The 16,861-nt window shown below is 61.0% G+C and carries 18 protein-coding genes; 6 read left to right on the top strand and 12 right to left on the bottom strand.

Annotated elements, in window-relative coordinates; all coding sequences use genetic code 11:
* Positions 1-140: 140 nt before the first annotated feature.
* Positions 141-1,022: a universal stress protein gene (locus HDE78_RS10305; protein ID WP_179478942.1), complete on the bottom strand. Its 882-nt coding sequence runs from the start codon at positions 1,020-1,022 to the stop codon at positions 141-143.
* Between the two features lie 284 nt (positions 1,023-1,306).
* Here HDE78_RS10305 and HDE78_RS10300 point away from each other — a divergent pair, with 284 nt between their 5' ends.
* From HDE78_RS10300 to cydX, 5 genes are read left to right on the top strand one after another with little or no spacing between them, the layout of a single operon-like run.
* On the top strand, positions 1,307-1,924 hold the full coding sequence (locus HDE78_RS10300; RefSeq protein WP_179478941.1) for an OmpW family outer membrane protein: 618 nt from the start codon (positions 1,307-1,309) through the stop codon (positions 1,922-1,924).
* A gap of 8 nt (positions 1,925-1,932) precedes the next feature.
* Complete coding sequence (gene cydP, locus HDE78_RS10295; protein ID WP_179478939.1) at positions 1,933-2,151, top strand: cytochrome oxidase putative small subunit CydP; 219 nt, start codon at positions 1,933-1,935, stop codon at positions 2,149-2,151.
* A complete protein-coding gene (locus tag HDE78_RS10290; RefSeq protein ID WP_179478937.1) occupies positions 2,148-3,749 on the top strand; it encodes a cytochrome ubiquinol oxidase subunit I in 1,602 nt (533 codons plus the stop codon). Before cydP ends, HDE78_RS10290 begins: the two co-directional genes overlap by 4 nt.
* Before the next feature lie 10 nt (positions 3,750-3,759).
* The gene (cydB, locus tag HDE78_RS10285; RefSeq protein ID WP_179478935.1) at positions 3,760-4,890 is read left to right on the top strand and encodes a cytochrome d ubiquinol oxidase subunit II; all 1,131 of its coding nucleotides are present in this window, start codon (positions 3,760-3,762) and stop codon (positions 4,888-4,890) included.
* A 12-nt stretch (positions 4,891-4,902) separates the two neighbouring features.
* Complete coding sequence (gene cydX / locus HDE78_RS10280; protein ID WP_179478933.1) at positions 4,903-5,043, top strand: cytochrome bd-I oxidase subunit CydX; 141 nt, start codon at positions 4,903-4,905, stop codon at positions 5,041-5,043.
* A gap of 276 nt (positions 5,044-5,319) precedes the next feature.
* On the opposite strand, the gene HDE78_RS10275 is transcribed toward cydX, so the two are convergent.
* From HDE78_RS10275 to HDE78_RS10225, 11 genes are all read right to left on the bottom strand, one after another.
* A complete protein-coding gene (locus HDE78_RS10275) occupies positions 5,320-5,754 on the bottom strand; it encodes a universal stress protein (RefSeq protein WP_179478931.1) in 435 nt (144 codons plus the stop codon).
* 101 nt (positions 5,755-5,855) lie between these two features.
* Entirely contained in the window at positions 5,856-6,068 is a 213-nt protein-coding gene (locus HDE78_RS10270; protein WP_179478929.1) for a universal stress protein, read from the bottom strand.
* Positions 6,069-6,140: 72 nt separating this feature from the next.
* Positions 6,141-6,719 (bottom strand): GNAT family N-acetyltransferase, encoded by a 579-nt coding sequence (locus HDE78_RS10265; protein WP_179478927.1) that lies wholly within the window; start codon positions 6,717-6,719, stop codon positions 6,141-6,143.
* 119 nt (positions 6,720-6,838) lie between these two features.
* The gene (gene fnr / locus HDE78_RS10260) at positions 6,839-7,609 is read right to left on the bottom strand and encodes a fumarate/nitrate reduction transcriptional regulator Fnr (RefSeq protein WP_179478925.1); all 771 of its coding nucleotides are present in this window, start codon (positions 7,607-7,609) and stop codon (positions 6,839-6,841) included.
* Positions 7,610-8,023: 414 nt separating this feature from the next.
* Positions 8,024-10,414: a TonB-dependent siderophore receptor gene (locus tag HDE78_RS10255; RefSeq protein ID WP_179478923.1), complete on the bottom strand. Its 2,391-nt coding sequence runs from the start codon at positions 10,412-10,414 to the stop codon at positions 8,024-8,026.
* 102 nt (positions 10,415-10,516) lie between these two features.
* The gene (locus HDE78_RS10250; protein WP_179478922.1) at positions 10,517-11,548 is read right to left on the bottom strand and encodes a FecR domain-containing protein; all 1,032 of its coding nucleotides are present in this window, start codon (positions 11,546-11,548) and stop codon (positions 10,517-10,519) included.
* Positions 11,548-12,087 carry an RNA polymerase sigma factor gene (locus tag HDE78_RS10245; protein WP_179479120.1) on the bottom strand — a complete coding sequence of 180 codons (540 nt, stop codon included), beginning with the start codon at positions 12,085-12,087 and terminating at the stop codon, positions 11,548-11,550. The genes HDE78_RS10250 and HDE78_RS10245 overlap by 1 nt, the downstream gene beginning before the upstream one ends.
* Positions 12,088-12,107: 20 nt before the next feature.
* Positions 12,108-13,262 (bottom strand): DUF535 family protein, encoded by a 1,155-nt coding sequence (locus HDE78_RS10240; RefSeq protein WP_179478920.1) that lies wholly within the window; start codon positions 13,260-13,262, stop codon positions 12,108-12,110.
* 453 nt (positions 13,263-13,715) lie between these two features.
* Positions 13,716-14,126, bottom strand: coding sequence for a PAS domain-containing protein (locus HDE78_RS10235; protein ID WP_179478918.1), 411 nt, complete (start codon positions 14,124-14,126; stop codon positions 13,716-13,718).
* 302 nt (positions 14,127-14,428) lie between these two features.
* Positions 14,429-14,575, bottom strand: coding sequence for a hypothetical protein (locus HDE78_RS10230; protein ID WP_179478916.1), 147 nt, complete (start codon positions 14,573-14,575; stop codon positions 14,429-14,431).
* A gap of 137 nt (positions 14,576-14,712) precedes the next feature.
* Positions 14,713-15,453 (bottom strand): glucose 1-dehydrogenase, encoded by a 741-nt coding sequence (locus HDE78_RS10225; RefSeq protein WP_179478914.1) that lies wholly within the window; start codon positions 15,451-15,453, stop codon positions 14,713-14,715.
* A gap of 108 nt (positions 15,454-15,561) precedes the next feature.
* Between HDE78_RS10225 and HDE78_RS10220 the strand changes: the two genes are divergently transcribed.
* Positions 15,562-16,452: a LysR family transcriptional regulator gene (locus HDE78_RS10220; protein ID WP_179478912.1), complete on the top strand. Its 891-nt coding sequence runs from the start codon at positions 15,562-15,564 to the stop codon at positions 16,450-16,452.
* Positions 16,453-16,861 lie beyond the last annotated feature (409 nt).

Below are 16,861 nucleotides of genomic sequence, written 5' to 3'. Positions count from 1 at the left end.
CGCTTCGAATAGGTATTGATCTACATCAAGAGACGGCGCGCTTGATCCGCTGAACTCGTCGGTCGAATACGGGAACAGGAGCTTGGTGAACCGAGCGTCCGAGTTTCATTTTGTCGACACGCCACCGATGAATGGCCGGATCAATGTCGCATGAACAACGGAATGTCGGCATGCTCCATCGCGTGTCGCGTCACGCCGCCCAGAATGCGTTCGCGCAATGGTGAGTGGCTGTAGGCGCCGAGGACCAGCAAGTCGCTTCTTACATGACGTGCGGAGCTGAGCAATGATTCTCCCGATGCGTCTCCGGCCACTTCGACGGGAATCACGGTGACACCATCCTGAGCCAGGTACTGGTACGGATCGAAGTGCGGGAAATCGTCCCGTTCGTCGGTCGAGCTCAACGTGCCGTCCAGCAGGTAGACCTGGTGCGCCTGTGCCAGCAGCGGCCGCGCTGCGTGGATGGCACGTGTCGCCGACAGGCTGTTGTTCCACCCGATGGCGATACGTTCGAACCGGGCCGAGTCGTGGTAGTTCGGTGGCAGCAAGAGGCAGGGAAGGCGACAGGTGATCAGCAGGTTGCTCAGTATGCTGCGCACCTTTTCGACGTTGCTCATATCGCTTTCCAGCACGACGAGGTCGTGCCATGAGCCCAGCCAGTGCAGCCTTCGGGCAATCTGCGTGCGCAGAATCGTCCAATGTGTATCGATGGCGTTGTGTCTGCGGGCGAAGGCGGCGAATTCGCGGCCGTTGGGCGAGTCGATAGCATTGCCGATGCCACCGAGCGGCTGCGCAAAGGGCGACATGCTCGCATCGCCCATCACCGTCGTGACGATCTCCGGATCGAAGTAGGCGCCGGTCAGCGACGTGCCAAAGCGCGCGGCGAGACGAGCGGCCACCATGGCGGACGAACCCCATGCGGCGCCTGCCGTTATCAGGGCGAGAATATCGCCGACCGTGCGCGCAGGCATGTCGCGGGCGGGCAAAACAACGTTTGCAAGAGGGTTCTGCGCAGAAAGATTCATCGGTGTTCTCCTGGAGAGATCGTCAGCGCGCAAGTCCTTCTGGCTGTGGCCGACGCGTCGATAAGACAGCATCGGCGCCATGGACGTCGCGCTTATGTTTTACGCGCGCCGGTGCCGGCGACCTTTGATCGAAATCAATAACGAAGCACGCATCCTTCGCCGATCGGATATCGCCTAACGCACGGCAAATTGATCTCGCTCAACATGGGCGGTGCGCCCACTTCCTATATTGCGTTGCATGCCGGCGACATCGGCAACGGCTTTCAAAAAAAGGAACGCAAGCAATGAAGACGCAATGGAAACAGCTGGCGCTGGGCGTATTGGCCTGCGCGATAGCGGTCAACAGTTCGGCACAGGATGCCGATACCCCATGGGTACTGCGGTTCGGTGCGCACATCGTCGATCCGACCTCGAACAACGGCTATCTGGCCGGCGCCAAGACCAGCATCAGCAGCAGCACGCGGCCCACCTTCAGCATCGAATACATGCTTACGCCGCAGTGGGGTTTCGAAGCGCTCGCTGCGCTGCCGTTTCAGCACACGCTGCGCCTGAACGGACAGCGTGCGGCGACGGTCAAGCAGCTGCCGCCGGTGCTGGGCGTCAATTACCACTTTCTGGCGGGCTCGGCGGTATCGCCGTTCGTCGGGCTCGGCGTCAACTACACGCATTTCTACGACGCGAACGGCGTGGGCCCGCTGTTCGGCGCGCACGTGGTGGCGAAGGATAGCTGGGGTACCGCGGCGCACGGCGGTGTCGACTTTCGCCTGAGCGAACGCTGGATACTTACCGCCGACGTTCGCTGGATGGACATCCGGAGTAAGGTGCGAGTCAACGGTGCGCACGTAGGCACGGCGAAGATCGATCCACTCGTTTACGGACTCAGCGTCGGCTGGCGTTTCTAGGAGGCACGATGGCGTCGCCCTTCTTTCCGCGCAAACCGGCTTCCAGGCGATGGGCGTCGCGCCTGACGCTCGAGCTGATCGTCATCGTCATCGTCAAGATCGCGGCGCTGTCCCTGCTCTGGTGGGTCGCCTTTGCGCCTTACCCGAAACCCGCTCGCGGTCATGACGCCATCGAGCGACTGCTGGCACCCACGGCCACCCCTTCGATTCACGAGAGCACACCATGATTGTCGATACCGAGGTTGTCACCCTGTCGCGCATGCAATTTGCGATGACCGCGCTCTATCACTTCTTGTTCGTGCCGCTGACGCTGGGGCTGGTCTGGATGCTGGCCGTGATGGAGAGCATCCACGTCATGACCGGCCGGACGATATGGCGCCGCATGACCCAGTTCTGGGGCGTGCTGTTCGGCATCAACTTCGCCATGGGCGTGGCCACCGGCGTCACCATGGAATTCCAGTTCGGCACGAACTGGGCGTACTACGCACAGTATGTCGGCGACGTTTTCGGCACACCGCTGGCGATCGAGGGACTGATGGCGTTCTTCCTCGAGGGAACGCTGGTCGGGCTGTTCTATTTCGGCTGGGATCGCATCTCGCCACTGAAGCACATGTTCGTGACGTGGTTCCTGGCGCTGGCCACCAGCCTGTCGGCGCTATGGATCTTGATCGCCAACGGATGGATGCAGCATCCGGTAGGGGCCAAGTTCAACGCCCAGACCATGCGCATGGAAGTCACGTCTTTCAGCGACGTGTTTTTCAATCCTGTCGCCCAGGCCAAGTTCGTCCATACCGTGAGCGCGGGTTATGTGCTCGGCGCGATGTTCGTGCTGTCGATCAGCGCGTGGTATTTGCTGCGCGGTCGCAACGTGGATATCGCCAAGCGCTCGATGACGGTGGCGGCGAGCTTCGGTCTCGCGGCGGCGCTGTCGGTGGTGGTGCTGGGCGATACGTCAGGCTATACGGTGTCGCAGAACCAGAAGATGAAGCTCGCCGCGATCGAGGCGATGTGGCATACCGAGCCGGCGCCGGCGCCGTTCACGCTGTTCGGCATGCCCGACGTGCAGCAACGCACGACCCATATGGCCATCCAGATCCCGTGGGCGATGGGTCTGATCGGTACGCACTCCACCGACGAGACGATGCCCGGCATCGCCGAGCTGGTGGATACGGCCAAGGGGCGCATCGGCGAGGGCGTGAAGGCCTATGACGCGATGCTGGTGCTGCGTCGGGACAAGTCCAACGTGCAGGCTCAGGCCACGCTGGCCGCGCACGATCAGGATATGGGCTATGCGTTGCTGCTCAAGCGCTATGTCGACGATCCGCGCAAGGCCACGCCGGCGGATATCCAGAAGGCCGCCGACAGCACGATCCCGAATGTGCCGGTGCTGTTCTGGTCGTTTCGCCTGATGGTGGCCTGCGGCATGTATTTCATCGCGCTGTTCGCCTTCGCCTTCTGGAAAGCCAGCAAGCGCGAGCTGACCAGGCATCGCTGGTTTCTGAAGGTGGCGCTGTGGAGTCTGCCGCTGCCGTGGCTCGCCATCGAGCTGGGCTGGATCGTGGCCGAGTACGGCCGCCAGCCGTGGGCGATCGAGGGGGTGTTGCCGACGGCGCTGGGCGTGTCGTCGCTGAGTGCTCACCAGGTCTGGGGATCGCTGATCGGCTTCATCGTTTTCTACAGCGCGCTGGCCATCGTCGACGTCGTACTGATGCTGAAGTTCATCCGCAAAGGCCCCGACGGGCTCGAGCTTTGGCCGGCGAGCATCGAGCCGGCACCGATCAAGCCGAACCCGGCACCATTCACCCCTGTTCCGCTGAAGTCCTGAGGACGATCACATGTTCACTTACGAGGTTCTGCGGATTATCTGGTGGCTGCTGCTCGGCGTGCTGCTCGCCGGCTTCGCCATCATGGACGGCTTCGATTTCGGGCTGGCCGCGCTGCTGCCTGTGCTGGGCCGCAATGACGAGGAACGCCGCGTGCTGCTGGAAACCATCGAGCCGACGTGGGAGGGGAACCAGGTCTGGTTCATTCTCGGCGGCGGCGCGGTGTTTGCCGCGTGGCCGCTGCTGTATGAGGTGTCCTTTTCCGGCATGTACGAGGCGATTCTGCTCGTGCTGCTGGCGTTTATCGTGCGGCCGGTCGGCTTCAATTTCCGCAACAAGATGCCCGGCCGGGTGTGGCGGAATATCTGGGACGGTGGTCTGACGGTGTCCGGGCTGGTGGTGATGCTGATCTGCGGCGTGGCGTTCGGCAATCTCTTTCTCGGCCTGCCGTTCCGCTTCGACGACGACCTGCGCATGAGCTGGGAGGGTGGCTTCTTCAACCTGCTGCAGCCGTTTGCGATCCTGTGCGGGCTGGTCAGTATCGTACTGCTGCTGATGCACGGCGCGAGCTGGGCGTCGTTGAAGAGCGATCCGCAGATCGCACGGCGCGCTTCGCGAATCGCGCAAGCGTGTTCGGTCGCTTTTATCGCGCTGTATGGTTTGGCGGGGGTGTACCTGTTGCATGGCGTAACGGCTTACCGTCTGGTCGGCGCGATCTCGTCCGGCGGCGTATCCAATCCCCTGCTCAAGGATGTCGCCCGCGGCGGCAACTGGCTGGCGAGCTATGCCGAGCACCCGGCATTCTGGCTCGCTCCTGCGCTAGCTCTGCTCGGCGCTCTGGTGGTGGTGGCATTGAATCGTCACTCCCCGCGCATCACGTTTTTCTTCAGTGGCCTTACGGTGGGTGCCACGATCTTTTCGGCGGGCTTCGCGCTGTTTCCCTTCCTGATGCCGTCCAGTCTGGATCCACGATCGAGCCTGACCGTCTGGGATGCCTCGTCCAGCCGAGGCACGCTGGGGCTGATGCTGGGCGCGACCGCGGTCTTCATGCCGATCATCCTGCTCTACACCGGCTGGGTTTACCGCGTGCTGCGCGGGCGCGTCACGCTGGAACACATTCGCCGCACTCACACCGGTTATTAGGAGGTAAGTCTCATGTGGTATTTCGCCTGGATTCTCGGCCTCGGCCTGGCCTGCGCATTCGCGGTACTCAACGGCATCTGGTACGAAGTGCATGCAAGCGACGAAGCCGCTCGCTTGCCCACGGATACCGAGTTGCCGGATGAGCTGAGTTGAGTGGGGCGTGGTGGCCTCGCGGTCGCAAGCAAGCGGTCGAGAGGTCGCCACGGATTACGCGTTAAAGCGGCTACCTACGATCGGCAGATCGATGCGCCTCGACGCATCGATCCAGAGGGCCGCGGCGATTATCGATCGATCGGCCGGATGGTGATGTCTGGCATAGTCTCGAACAAGGACGTGGAAGGCTTCGCCGGTTTCCTGCACATAGCACGACAAGTTTGTTCAGCGTCTTCCGTCCTGCCTACCCGCGGGAACGAATGTGGGGTGGGTCAGTTAGCGACAGACCATCACGGGCAATGGCGTGTTGAGAATCACCTTCTGCGTTTCGCTGCCCAGCAGCAGCCGATCAAGCCCGCGCTTGCCATGCGAGCCCATCACGATGAGGTCGCAGTGTTCGGCCTCGGCGGTGGCCAAAATGGCGGTGTGGGTCCGTTTTTCGAGCCGGTAGCTGGATGCGCAGGGCACGCCGGCTTCTTCCGCGAGTTTGACAATATCCGACAGGCTGCGCGTCGCATAGGCGATGGTCTGACTGCTGTAAAAGTCCTGATCGACATAGATGTCCGTGACGAAAATGGCATCTTCGTACGGCGCGGCGACATGAAAGGCATACACGCCGATACCGAGTCGCTTGGCCAGATCGATTGCCACTTTTGCGGCGCGAAGAGAGACCTCTGAACCATCGGTGGCGATAAGGATTCGGGAAAACATCGGTGTACTCCTTTGGGGAAAATCGGTAGACGATCGGGGTGGTTCAATCTCGCGGCGCGTTATCTGCAGTCGTCCGTTCGAATCGAGACCAGCGCACGCATTCAGTGCTGCAAAAAGATCGGCAGCGTGGAGCGGGCCAAGACATGTCGCGTGGCCCCGCCGTCAATGCGCTCGCGCATGCGCGAGTGGCTGTAGGCACCCATCACCAGCAGGCTTGCGTTGTTGTCCTGTGCTTCCCGAATCAACGCCTGACCGGCGGCGAGATGGTCACCGACCGCCACCGCCCGGCTCCATGACTCAGCACGTCCATCCATGCCGTAACGCAGGCACGGCAGGGCGATTCCGCAGGGAGCCGATGCCGAGGCGATAGCGGAAAGCTCATGGCATCAGGCTCCGACGAGGTCGATCGAGTGAATCACCTGCGTGCCGTCGTCGGGGTCGGTGCACCGCGAAAAGCCGAGTCGATGGGTGAAGTGGTGCATGGTGTCGTTCGACGCGGCATCGAGGGAAATCATCCTGCGATATCCATGGCGCAGCGCCATGCCCATCGCCCGACGCATCAGAATCGTTCCCAGGCCGCGACGCTGCCAGTCGTCGGCAACGCTGATCGCGCATTCGCCGGTGTCCGGTTCGGACGTGGCACCGTAGCGGCTGATACCGATTTCGCGCAGCGTGCCGTCGTCATGCACCAACGCGACAAACGCGGCCGATCGATCGCCGTCGACGGTCATCATCTGATCGACAAGTGCCGGGCTAGGTTCGCGAAACTCGCTGAGAAAGCGCGCCCTGCGCGACTCGGGCGAGAGCCGACGGATGAATTCGATCTCGCGCGCGCGATCTTCCTGGCGCAATTGACGAATAAGCACATAGCTTCCGTCGTGCAGCCGTTCGACCCAGTGATCGTCGGGTACGACGGGAAACTCGTGCGGCGCGGCGGTCTGTTCGCGTATCGTGGAAGACGACATGGGCATACTCCGGTTCATCGAGTCGAAACCAGAGATGCGCTCTGGTCTTTCCCGGATTACCGTTCTACCCGCTCTACCGATCGCTTCATTGACCCAGATCAATCAAAAAGCGATATCGCCTATCGCCGTGTCGGTTCTTTTTTGCCGCTGTCCTGGGTGCCGCACATGGCCGCGAGCAAGTCGGGCTTGAGGATGGAAACGGTCTTGCGACTCACCGCCAGCGCGCCGGCGGCCTCCATCCGGGTAAACAGTCGGCTCACCGTTTCGACCACCAGGCCGAGATAATTGGCGATGTCGTAGCGCGACATCGTCAGCGTCAATGTCACGGTGTCGCGCGACACGCGGCCATAGCGTTCCGAGAGGCTGCGCAGAAAAATGGCCAGGCGTTCCTGCGCCTGCTGGCGCCCCATCATCACCAGATGGCGCTGTTCGGCGACCACCTCCCGGCTGACCACGCGCATCAGCTGGCGCTGCAGCGACGGCACCTCGGTCATCACCTGCTGCAGCTGTGTGTACGGCAGCTCGCAGACGCTGGTGCGCTCCAAGGCTTCGGCGGCACAAAGATGATGATCGTTCGCCAGGGCGTCGACCCCGATCAATTCGCCGGGCAAATGAAAGCCCAGTATCTGGGCGTCGCCCTCGTCGCTTTCCACCACGGTCTTGAGCGAGCCCGATCGCACGACGTAAAGCGAGTGAAACGCATCGCCCTGGCGATACAGATGGTCGCCACGTTCGAGCACCCGCTTATCGCGCACCGCCGTGTCCAGGCGTTCCAGATCGGCCTGATTGATTCCCGCCGGCAGGCACAGTTCACTGAGTGCGCAGTGGCCGCAGCTGCGCTTGAGCTGATGCAGATCGATCGGATCAAAAGGCAGGGCGCTGCGTTTCATGGCCCGTTCTGCGGCATGTGTGTGATCCAAGGATCGGAAAAGCAGATCCACCATAGCACCGACACCTTCCGCTGTAAGGTTGTGACGATCGGAGGGGTGGAATCGCGCGCCAGGGACAGACGTGAGTGTTCAACCGGCTCGAATCGGCAGGCCGAGGCTAACCGACTGCCGCGACTCCCGAGTTGATCAGGATCAAATAGCGCATGGGAAATGCGGCGTCTATCCAGAAAGAATGGCGCGCTGCCTGTCGCCTAGGATCGCGTCTGAGCAGCCATTCTTTTCCGCCTGGCCCGACAAGCTCTCAGAGCCTATCTCGAACCGCAACGCCTAGAAATAAAGAAAGTCCGAGCTGATTCGCCGGACACAGGGGGCGAAGACGACGCGATCGCACCCATCGGAGACTGTTTTGAGCGCTCATAAATCGTAAGCGCCGGACAACAAAAAGATCTGCCTGTCGTGCAGCGGCACAAACGTTTCGTCAAAATTATCGCTGAGCAAGTTCCGGCCGAACAGGTTCTTCACCCCCAGCGTCATGCTCCAGCTTTTAGCGCGGTATGACACATTGGCATCGACGCTGGCCTGACCATGTATGTCGAAATAAGTGCCGTCGTCCGTTGTTTGGCCAACGCTGCGACTGCGTGCCAGGATGCCTCCAGCGATCCCCCACCCTTGCAGCGCGCCGCTAGGGAACCAGTAGCTGGCCCATAGGTTGAAATGCTGCCGGGGAACGCCTGTCGGCGTTGTGCCGTCGTGATTGCTGATGCGCGAATTGGTGTAGCTCGTCGTGATGTTCAGACCGGGGGCGACTCGGCCAGTGAGTTCGATCTCCATACCGTTGTTCGTCTGACCTGGGCCCGGCGTATAAAAATACGGGGGCTGTGCAGACTGCAGGTCGTAGCTGCTATCTACCATGATGCGATACCACGAAACGGTCAGGCGCGCGCGATCCTGAAAAAGATCGAACTTGCTGCCCGCTTCGATCTGGCGTGATAGCGCGGGCGCAAGCGGGCGGCCATTCTTACCCAGCCAAGTATCAGGCTGGAATCCATTCGTGGTATTGCCATAGAGGGCCATATCGGGGGTGATCTTGTAGACCAATCCGGCGCTAGGTACCCATTGCGTCTTGTGCAGATTCCATGGATTGCCATTGACGTCGTCAGTCGAGAGTTCGTAAGCCGAGCGCCGCCATGCCAACAGGACGTCCCAAGACTCGCCTACCGCGATCTGGTCCTGCAGAAATACGCCATTGGTGGCCGACCACGGGCTCCCGGGTACGTAGATGTCATTGGCTGGCTGAATGACGGATCGAGCAGGTGGCAGCGGGGCGCCAGTGAAGATGTTGTAAGGCACGCCGAGGATATTGTTGAAAATATCCTCGCTATTACCGATCAGTGAACGCGAGTAGTCGAACCCGGCGACCACGGTATGAGTCAACGGCCCCTGCCTGAAAGTGGCGGTGATGTCGTTCTGCAGCGTGTAATACGCATTGGAGTATCGATACACTTCCGCTCTCGCGTCCACGTTACCGGTAGGTGTGGGATTGCTCACGGTCCAGTCTTGCTGGTCGGTTGACTGCCTTACGTATTGCCCGCGGCTGCGGAACGTCCATACGTCACCGAGCTTTTGTTCGAGCATGTAATAGAACCGGCTCGTCTGGTAAGTGGAATGGTCGCTCGGGTTGCCGAGAAGGATCCCGGCCGGCGAGGCGGAGGAAACAGAGCCGTTCAACAGAATGGTGTGATCGGGAATGGGCAGCCGATTGAGGATGCGTTCGACGCCGACGGTAAGTTTCGTCGTCGCGCCCTGCCAGCCGATCGAGGGAGCGAGGTAACTGCTGCGCTGGCCGTGATATCCCTGGGGCGTGCGATCGGCATATTCGTCGGACAACACCAGCCGGTAAGTCAGCGTATGGCCGCTGCCCAGCGGACCGGCCAGGTCGATGCCCGCCTGCATGTCGCCGTATTCTCCGATGCTGTAGCTGAACTCGTGTACCGGGTCGGCCTGTGGCTTTTTCATGAGCACATTGATCAGGCCGCCAAAGTCGTTGTTGCCGATGGAGTCGCCCAGGATGGCCTCGGGCCCCTTCAGCACTTCCACCCGTTCCACGCCGATCAACGGTGGAAAATCACCTAGTGCCGTGATGCTGTTGGGCATCCCGTCGGTCATGCCATTGCCGGGATTGAAGCCACGTATCTGGAAATTCGGCAAGCTGTCGGTGCCGTCGATGTATTGCACCCCCGCAACATTGCGAACCGCGTCAGCCACCGTACGGATCTGCTGCGAATCCATGAGGTCGCGCGTGACGACACTGACCGATTGCGGCACATCGATCAGATCGGAGTCGGTGCGCGTGGCACTTCTGGTGGTGTCGACCATGTAGCCAGGGCCTGGCTCGACGATGCCCTCGGCATCGACAGGAGCGAGCAGCTTGGCATGGGCGACACTCGGGCTAATGGAAGCTGCGCCGGCCCGGGTCGGGTCGGGTTCGGCGGGTTTCACGACCACGGTTCCCGAATCAATGAATGAGTAGCTCAATCCGGTGCCTTGCAGCAGCCTGGCGAGTGCAGCATCCGGAGTGAATGTTCCGCTCGCGCCGCCGGAGCGAAAGCTCGCGATCGTCCCGCCAGCAGTCAGCACCTGGACGTTGGCCTGCTTGCCAAACATGATCAGCGCGGTAGGAAGTGGTTGCGGCGGTATGGTGAAATCCATGCGGGGGGTTGCCACTGCCGCGGGTGCCGGCGTCGCCAGCGCAGCAAACGGCGCCGACAGCCAGCCGCAGACAAGCAGCAGCGCAACCCGGTTCATGGCAATCGCTTTCCCCCAAAGCGACAAGTCTGACATGCGTCAGGAAAATGGCCCAGGCGCCTTTGGCAAACGCCTTGGGCATCCGGGGCTCTTAGCTTTGGATCACTGCTTCGCTGGCGATGGCGGTTTCTGTCCGGGCTCGGCATCGGAGAGGGTTACCTGACTAGTATCCTCGCTGACGCGCAGGGGAAAGACCTGCGGCAGCGCACTCAGCCAGCTGTCGATGGCTCCTGTCTTGATGTTGCCGGTAAAGGTCAGTGCCTTCAGATCCGCATCTGCAATATGTATAGGGCGCGCGCTGTAGCGATTGACGTTGGCGATCACCACGCCGAGCGGCTCGTCGATGAATTCCAGCCGGTCGCTGCGCCAGGCGGTGGCCTGCTCGGGTGTGATTTTGCCGATGCTCATGGCCGACGTGGCCGGATCGTAAGACACCAGCTCGCCGGCGCCGGCTTCGAGACTGCCGGTGTCCGTCGAGCCCACGACACCGGCGTTGTTTGCAATCTGCACACGGCCCTGGGTTACCGCAATGCTCACGCGCTGTCCGGTGCGGCGTACGTCAAAGGCCGTGCCGACATCGCGGATGGACAGAGTGCCCGCGTTGACGATGAAAGGGCGCTGTGCATCGTGCTTCACCTGGAAAAATGCCTCGCCGCCACCCAGCTCGACACGGCGCTCACCGTGGCTGAAGCGGGTAGTCAGCGTGGAGGCGCCCCCCAGGGCGACGGTCGAGCCATCCGGCAATGTGACGCTGCGGTTCTGTGCTATCGCGCTGCTGTAGACCTGCGGCACTGCCTGTGCTCCAGACCGGCTCCATCCCACGTAGCTACCGACCAGCACCAGCACGGCGGCAGCGGCGGCGGCCAGCGGGAACCAGCGGCGCGGCGAGGCCGCAGGCGGCACAGCAACCGGGCGTGCAAACTCGCGCATAAACTGCTGCCGCGTGAGGTCATCGAGCGCACCCAGCCGATCGCCGAGTTCGGTCACTTGTTCGAAAGCCTCGAGATGGCGATCGTCGGCACCGATCCACTCCAGCCAATGCTCCACCGTTCTTGCGGCCTCGCTCGGATCGCGCAGGCGCGTCCACCAATCGGCGGCGGCGTGCAGGGTTTTTTCGTCCATGCGCTTGTCCATCACGGCATCTCCGGTTCGTTGACCCGCGCCCGGCAGTGCGCCAGTGCGTTGGTGACGTGATAACGCACCATGCGCTCACTCAGCTTCATGGCTTGCGCGACGACGCTGAAGTCGCGCCCCTCGATGACATGCATGACGAAAGCCTGACTGGTTTTCGCCGGCAGCTCGCGCAGCGCATTGCGCAAATGGCGCCACTGTTCGACGGTCGAAGCGAGTCGCTCGGGAACGGGAACGAGGTGCAGATCTTCTCGTGGCGGTTCGGTGACCATGTCGTTTCGCATCTTGTCGTTTCTTACCTTGCGCATGCGCAGCCGGTCGACCGCCAGATTTGCCGCGATCCGAAACAGGTAGGCGCGCAACGAGTCCAGCCGTTCGGGATGTTCCAGCGTGAGCATGCGCACGTAGGCTTCCTGTGCGAGTTCTTGCGCATCCGACAGCGAGTTGAGTCGACACTGCAGAAAGGCGATCAGGGCACGGTTGTGCTCGCGGAACAGCTCGGCGACCTGCGCCGCGTGTGCAGGCGACTTCGCCGCATTGATGTCGGCATCAACCGCTTTATCTAGCGTGTCCACGAAACTTCCAGGCCGTCATGTTGAAATGACCGGGCCGATTCTAACTCTTCAACCAAGGGCGCCATGTCCCTTCTCGGGGGGTAGGCTGCGAGCGCATCGATCAACAACTGCTCGGCTTCGAGGCGTATCGCCTCGCGCCGACGGAAGGCGGATCGATGTTTGCTAGGGACGTCTGTTTCGGATTTACGGCTCAAGGTCTCGGGCAGCATGAACCAACCATGCCCGACATTGCAGCCTTTCTGCTCCAACCAGAACTCGTCGTAGTCGGCCTGGAATCTGTCACGCGCCCGGCGCAACGGATGCGCCATGTTGCTTACCGCCAAAATGCGTTCGATGCCAAAGCGCTGCGCGAACGCATACGCGAGGGAAAGCATCAACTGCTTCGGCCGCATGCCGTACATATTCTTGGTCAGGTCACGAACTATGTCTTTGCCGTTCTGGCCTTCCGGACCCTGCAGGCAACCGATCGCGATCGTCGGTCGATCGTCAATCACAGTAAGGATAAGGCGATAGATCGGAAAATCATCGGCATCGCTGAGTTGCAGGCAAAGTTCACCTTCGCAGCCCCGGTGGATCGGCGGTCGCAGGCAAAGCTTGAGCTGCGTGCCGTCCTTCAACGTCACATTGCCGAGCGTCGCATTTCCATAAACGTAGATCGCTTCGAACAACGTTTTCGGTAATCGAGCGAGCGCGAAGCGGTAATGTTGCTGAATGCTTCGCAAGCGCGCGGATCGACTCCACTGCAGATGAATATAGCGATGAAAATGGCGTTCCAGCAGGCGAGGGTCGCGGCGCTGGTACGCGCACATCGGTGGATTGCCATACACAAACGATAAATACCGAACATGTCGCCACGGCATGCCGATGGCGCGAACGATGTATTTGACCGCCATTTTGCGGCGCAATCGCGGCTCCCCGGCCCAGTCAGCGCGTCCATTGAATGAGCGCAGGAAGTTCGTCACATGTTCGAGGCCAAAGCCAGGCCGACGCGCACGGAGCCGGGCAGCCACGCCTTTGAGCCTGTCAATGATCGCCCCGAGGCCATCACCCGATGTATATCCCACAGCACCCATATCGGCCGACCACAAGGAGGCGACTGCGTCGATGGGCTCGGATACAACGTGGTTGTTCTGTTTGCTCACGGCTTTCGATCTACTTATTTGCTGCGATCTCCTGAAGACGTTTGGGGGGCGGAAAATTGAAATGAGCGAAGAGAATTGATTTTCATGCCGCTCAGGCATTGCGTCGCGCTTCCCCGCCGCGGCGGCACCTGTTTTATTTCCCAGCTTTCACTTCGCTATACGACGCCCCCCAGCTTTGGGTAGCGCGCTGGCAAAACCTATGGCGCCAGTGTGCGCGGCTCCTGTGACGTGCTGTCCCTGACATACCGGGCCGTCGTCGATGACATACGTGAAATGCGCGTCCTGTAAGCATCGCTCGCGGATGACGGCGCTCGCCAGTTTGCTGAATCTTTGGATGTTGGGCAGGTCGACGGGTTGTGCGTTCCCCGTAATCGTCGCTAAACCCCAAGCCCTTGGATCCGCCTTTGATCGTTCAAGCGGCCGTTGTTAGGTATGCGGCGAAGCAGCGATGCCTCAGAGCACCTGATGAAACAGCACCATGCCGCCATCTTGCTGACCGTCGTCTCTGAAAATGGGGCATGCATAACAAATGATCAAAATGGTCGATCCATCGGGACGCCTGACGCGCAGTCGGTCGCCCACGACTGTTTCGCCGGAAAGAACCGCTCTGGCCAAGGGCAAATCCGTCGAAGGGTAGGGACGACCGTCCTCGGTAAATATTCCGTGGTGAAGGCTGTAGTCGTCTGGGTCTGCACCTAGAGCCACCCGGCCGAGCAGGGTATTCGCACTGGAGTTTCCAAAGACAATGCGACCGTGCCTATCTGCTAAAACGACGCCCTGCGTGAAGTCATATAGCCCGGCATAGTCACCTTTTCTCACCAAATGTAAGGCCTCGGGCAACGAGCTGTGTTGTCCAGGTGGCATCGCTAAACGGGGTCCTTCGGCGATAGAGATATCTATTTCGGCCGAAAGTAATGGATTTGAATTAAGGCCGATGGCGCTTTATCGGCAAAATCTCATCGCCAGTTTTGCCCAAGGAACAAAGCAAAAATCCCGCCCTCAACGCTGATATATGTCGCTTGCAACGCTTCAGTTAAGGTCTGCCGGTGAGCCCAGGAATGGACAGAACGCCATAGTCCGTGCGTTTTGGTACTCCATAGTCTGTGCAATCCTTTTGGGTCAATACGTTATCTATCCGGATAGGGATGATCGAACAAATGGTGTTGCTACAGCAGCGTTAGCGTACGGCCGAGCTGAAGGGCTGTATGCATCCGCCATTGGACGGTGGTCAGGACGTGCGCGCTCGCCTTCATGAATGAGGCGTTGTCGGAGGTCACGTCGAGGCAGCGGGTTTCCGCAGCGAACGTGATCATGACGGAGCTCGCGAGCATCGGCGAAAAGTCCGGCCGGAGGCGCGTCCCAAAGCAGATGTCGATGCCTGGGCGTCGGCGATCGGCGACATGCTGGGCGCGTATCTCGACCGGCTCGCGGCGATGCCATATAAACCGCGCTAGAACACCATCCCGCCCGCGACGTCGATCGTGCAGCCGGTGATCCAGCCGGCATCATCGGAGACGACGTAGGAAACCGCGGCGGCGATATCGCCCGGCTGACCGACTCGTCCCAACGGTGTTTTCGATACCAGGAACGCTGCCATGTCCTTCGACGACTCTGCGTTTCCTTCGGTCGCGACGAATCCCGGCGCGATCCCCACGACGCGAATGTTGCGCGGACCGAGTTCCATGCCGAGCGTGCGCGTCAGAGTATCCACGGCGCCTTTGGTCGCGCAGTAGACGTGCACCATCGGGTACGGACTCTTCGCGAGCCCCGAGCTGATATTGACGATGACCCCGCCCGCCGGCAGCACCCGCGCAGCCGCTTGCGTGGTCAGCAGCAAGCCGCGCACGTTGAGATGAAAGTGTTCGTCGAAGCTGTCGGCCGACAGCGTGTCGAGCGAATCGATCTTGTAGACGCCCGCGTTGTTGACGAGGATATCGAGGCGGCCGAACGCGTGGAGTGCGGCGTCTATCAGCGGCTGGATCTCGGCGGGCGTCGCGATATTCGCCTTCACTGCGACGGCTTTGCCGCCCGCGCCGACGATTTTATCGACGACGATCTGCGCGTCTTCAGCGCTGCGCGAATAGTTCACGACGACGGCTGCACCATCGGCGGCGAGGCGCAGTGCGATGCCTGCGCCAATGCCCTTCGACGATCCGGTGACGAGGGCGACTTTGCCTGACAGCTTGCTCATGGTGGGTGCTCCTGGGAAGTGGGCGGCACATGATAGGCTGCGGGATTGCAAAGATTAACGTAGGTTTTCGGGATGCAGAATGAAGCGAAGCTTCATAATGACCCCAGAATGTCCGACCTGCTTCCGGCGATTTCCGCCTTCGCGCGGGTCGCGCATCACGGGAGTTTTACGCGTGCGGCGACGGAACTGGGCGTATCGCCGTCGGCACTCTCGCAGACCTTGCGGACGCTTGAATCCCGGCTCGGCGCGCGTCTGCTCGACCGCTCGACGCGGCGGATGGGTCTAACCGAAATCGGCCGACGTTTCCTGCAGGAAGCGCTGCCGGGGCTGGGTGCGCTGGCGGGGGCTGTCGAAGGCGTGAATGAGTGGCGCGACAAACCGGCGGGCCTGTTGCGCCTGAACCTGTCGCGCACTGCCGCCGATATCCTCGTGATGCCGCATCTGGTCGCGTTCCTTGAGACGTTCCCGGATATCACCGTTGAGCTGCACTGCGATAATGCGCTGGTCGAACTGGTGGGTGGGGGGTTCGATGCCGGCATCCGGCTTGGCGAAAATCTGGCGCAGGACGTTGTGGCGGTGCCTCTTGGCGGCCATCACACCATCGTGACGGTCGCGGCGCCGCGCTATCTCGAGGGTCGCCCGCTGCCACGCAAGCCCGAGGATCTGCGCGCGCACCGGTGCATCAACGTCCGTCTGGCGGGCGGTATATATCGGTGGGAATTCATGCACAAAGGGCGCGCTTTCGATATCGAAGTACCGGGTCCGATCGTGACCAATGACGGCGATATTCTGCTTGCCGCAGTGCGCGCCGGCGCTGGCATTGCGTGTGCGTTCGAGATACAGGTTCGCGACGACATTGAGGACGGCCTCCTCGTTCCGCTGCTGAAACCCTGGTGGCCGACGTTTCCGGGGTTTTATCTCTACTATCCGAGCCGCGTGCATGTGCCGCGCAAGCTGCGCGTCTTCATCGAGTTCTTCCAGGGGCGGCTCAATGGCTGACTGGCCGGCGGGCCGAAGCGACTTACATTCCCTTTCAAACAACTTGTATGCCTATCGATCGCTATCAAAGTGCTGCGGTGGAAACGCTTCGGACATCATTGGCCAATGGACCGCTTTGCGGAACGCTGACGGTCCCTTGCGGGTCGGTTTGCGACGGTTACGGCCAGGCCCTGGAGCCGGCGGTGATCCAAATGGCGGCTGCGCGCTGCGGCTTGCAGCGGAATGCTGACTCCAGCACCACCCTAGAGTGGCAAGGTCGGTCCTGAAGTAACTCTATCGCGGCCCAAACTCCATAGTTTGTAAGCTGCCCGTTCTCCAATGTTTGTGGTCGGCCATACAAACTATGGAGTTATGTCCACAAGCGCCCCGCGAGGTTGCGCCGTTGTGCAGCTCAATTGCACCAATCCTA

Origin of the sequence: Rhodanobacter sp. K2T2 (assembly GCF_013408815.1) — a bacterium.
Lineage (GTDB): Bacteria > Pseudomonadota > Gammaproteobacteria > Xanthomonadales > Rhodanobacteraceae > Rhodanobacter.
The sequence above is the reverse complement of the archived record's forward strand: the minus strand, read 5'-3'. Positions and strand labels throughout refer to the sequence as shown.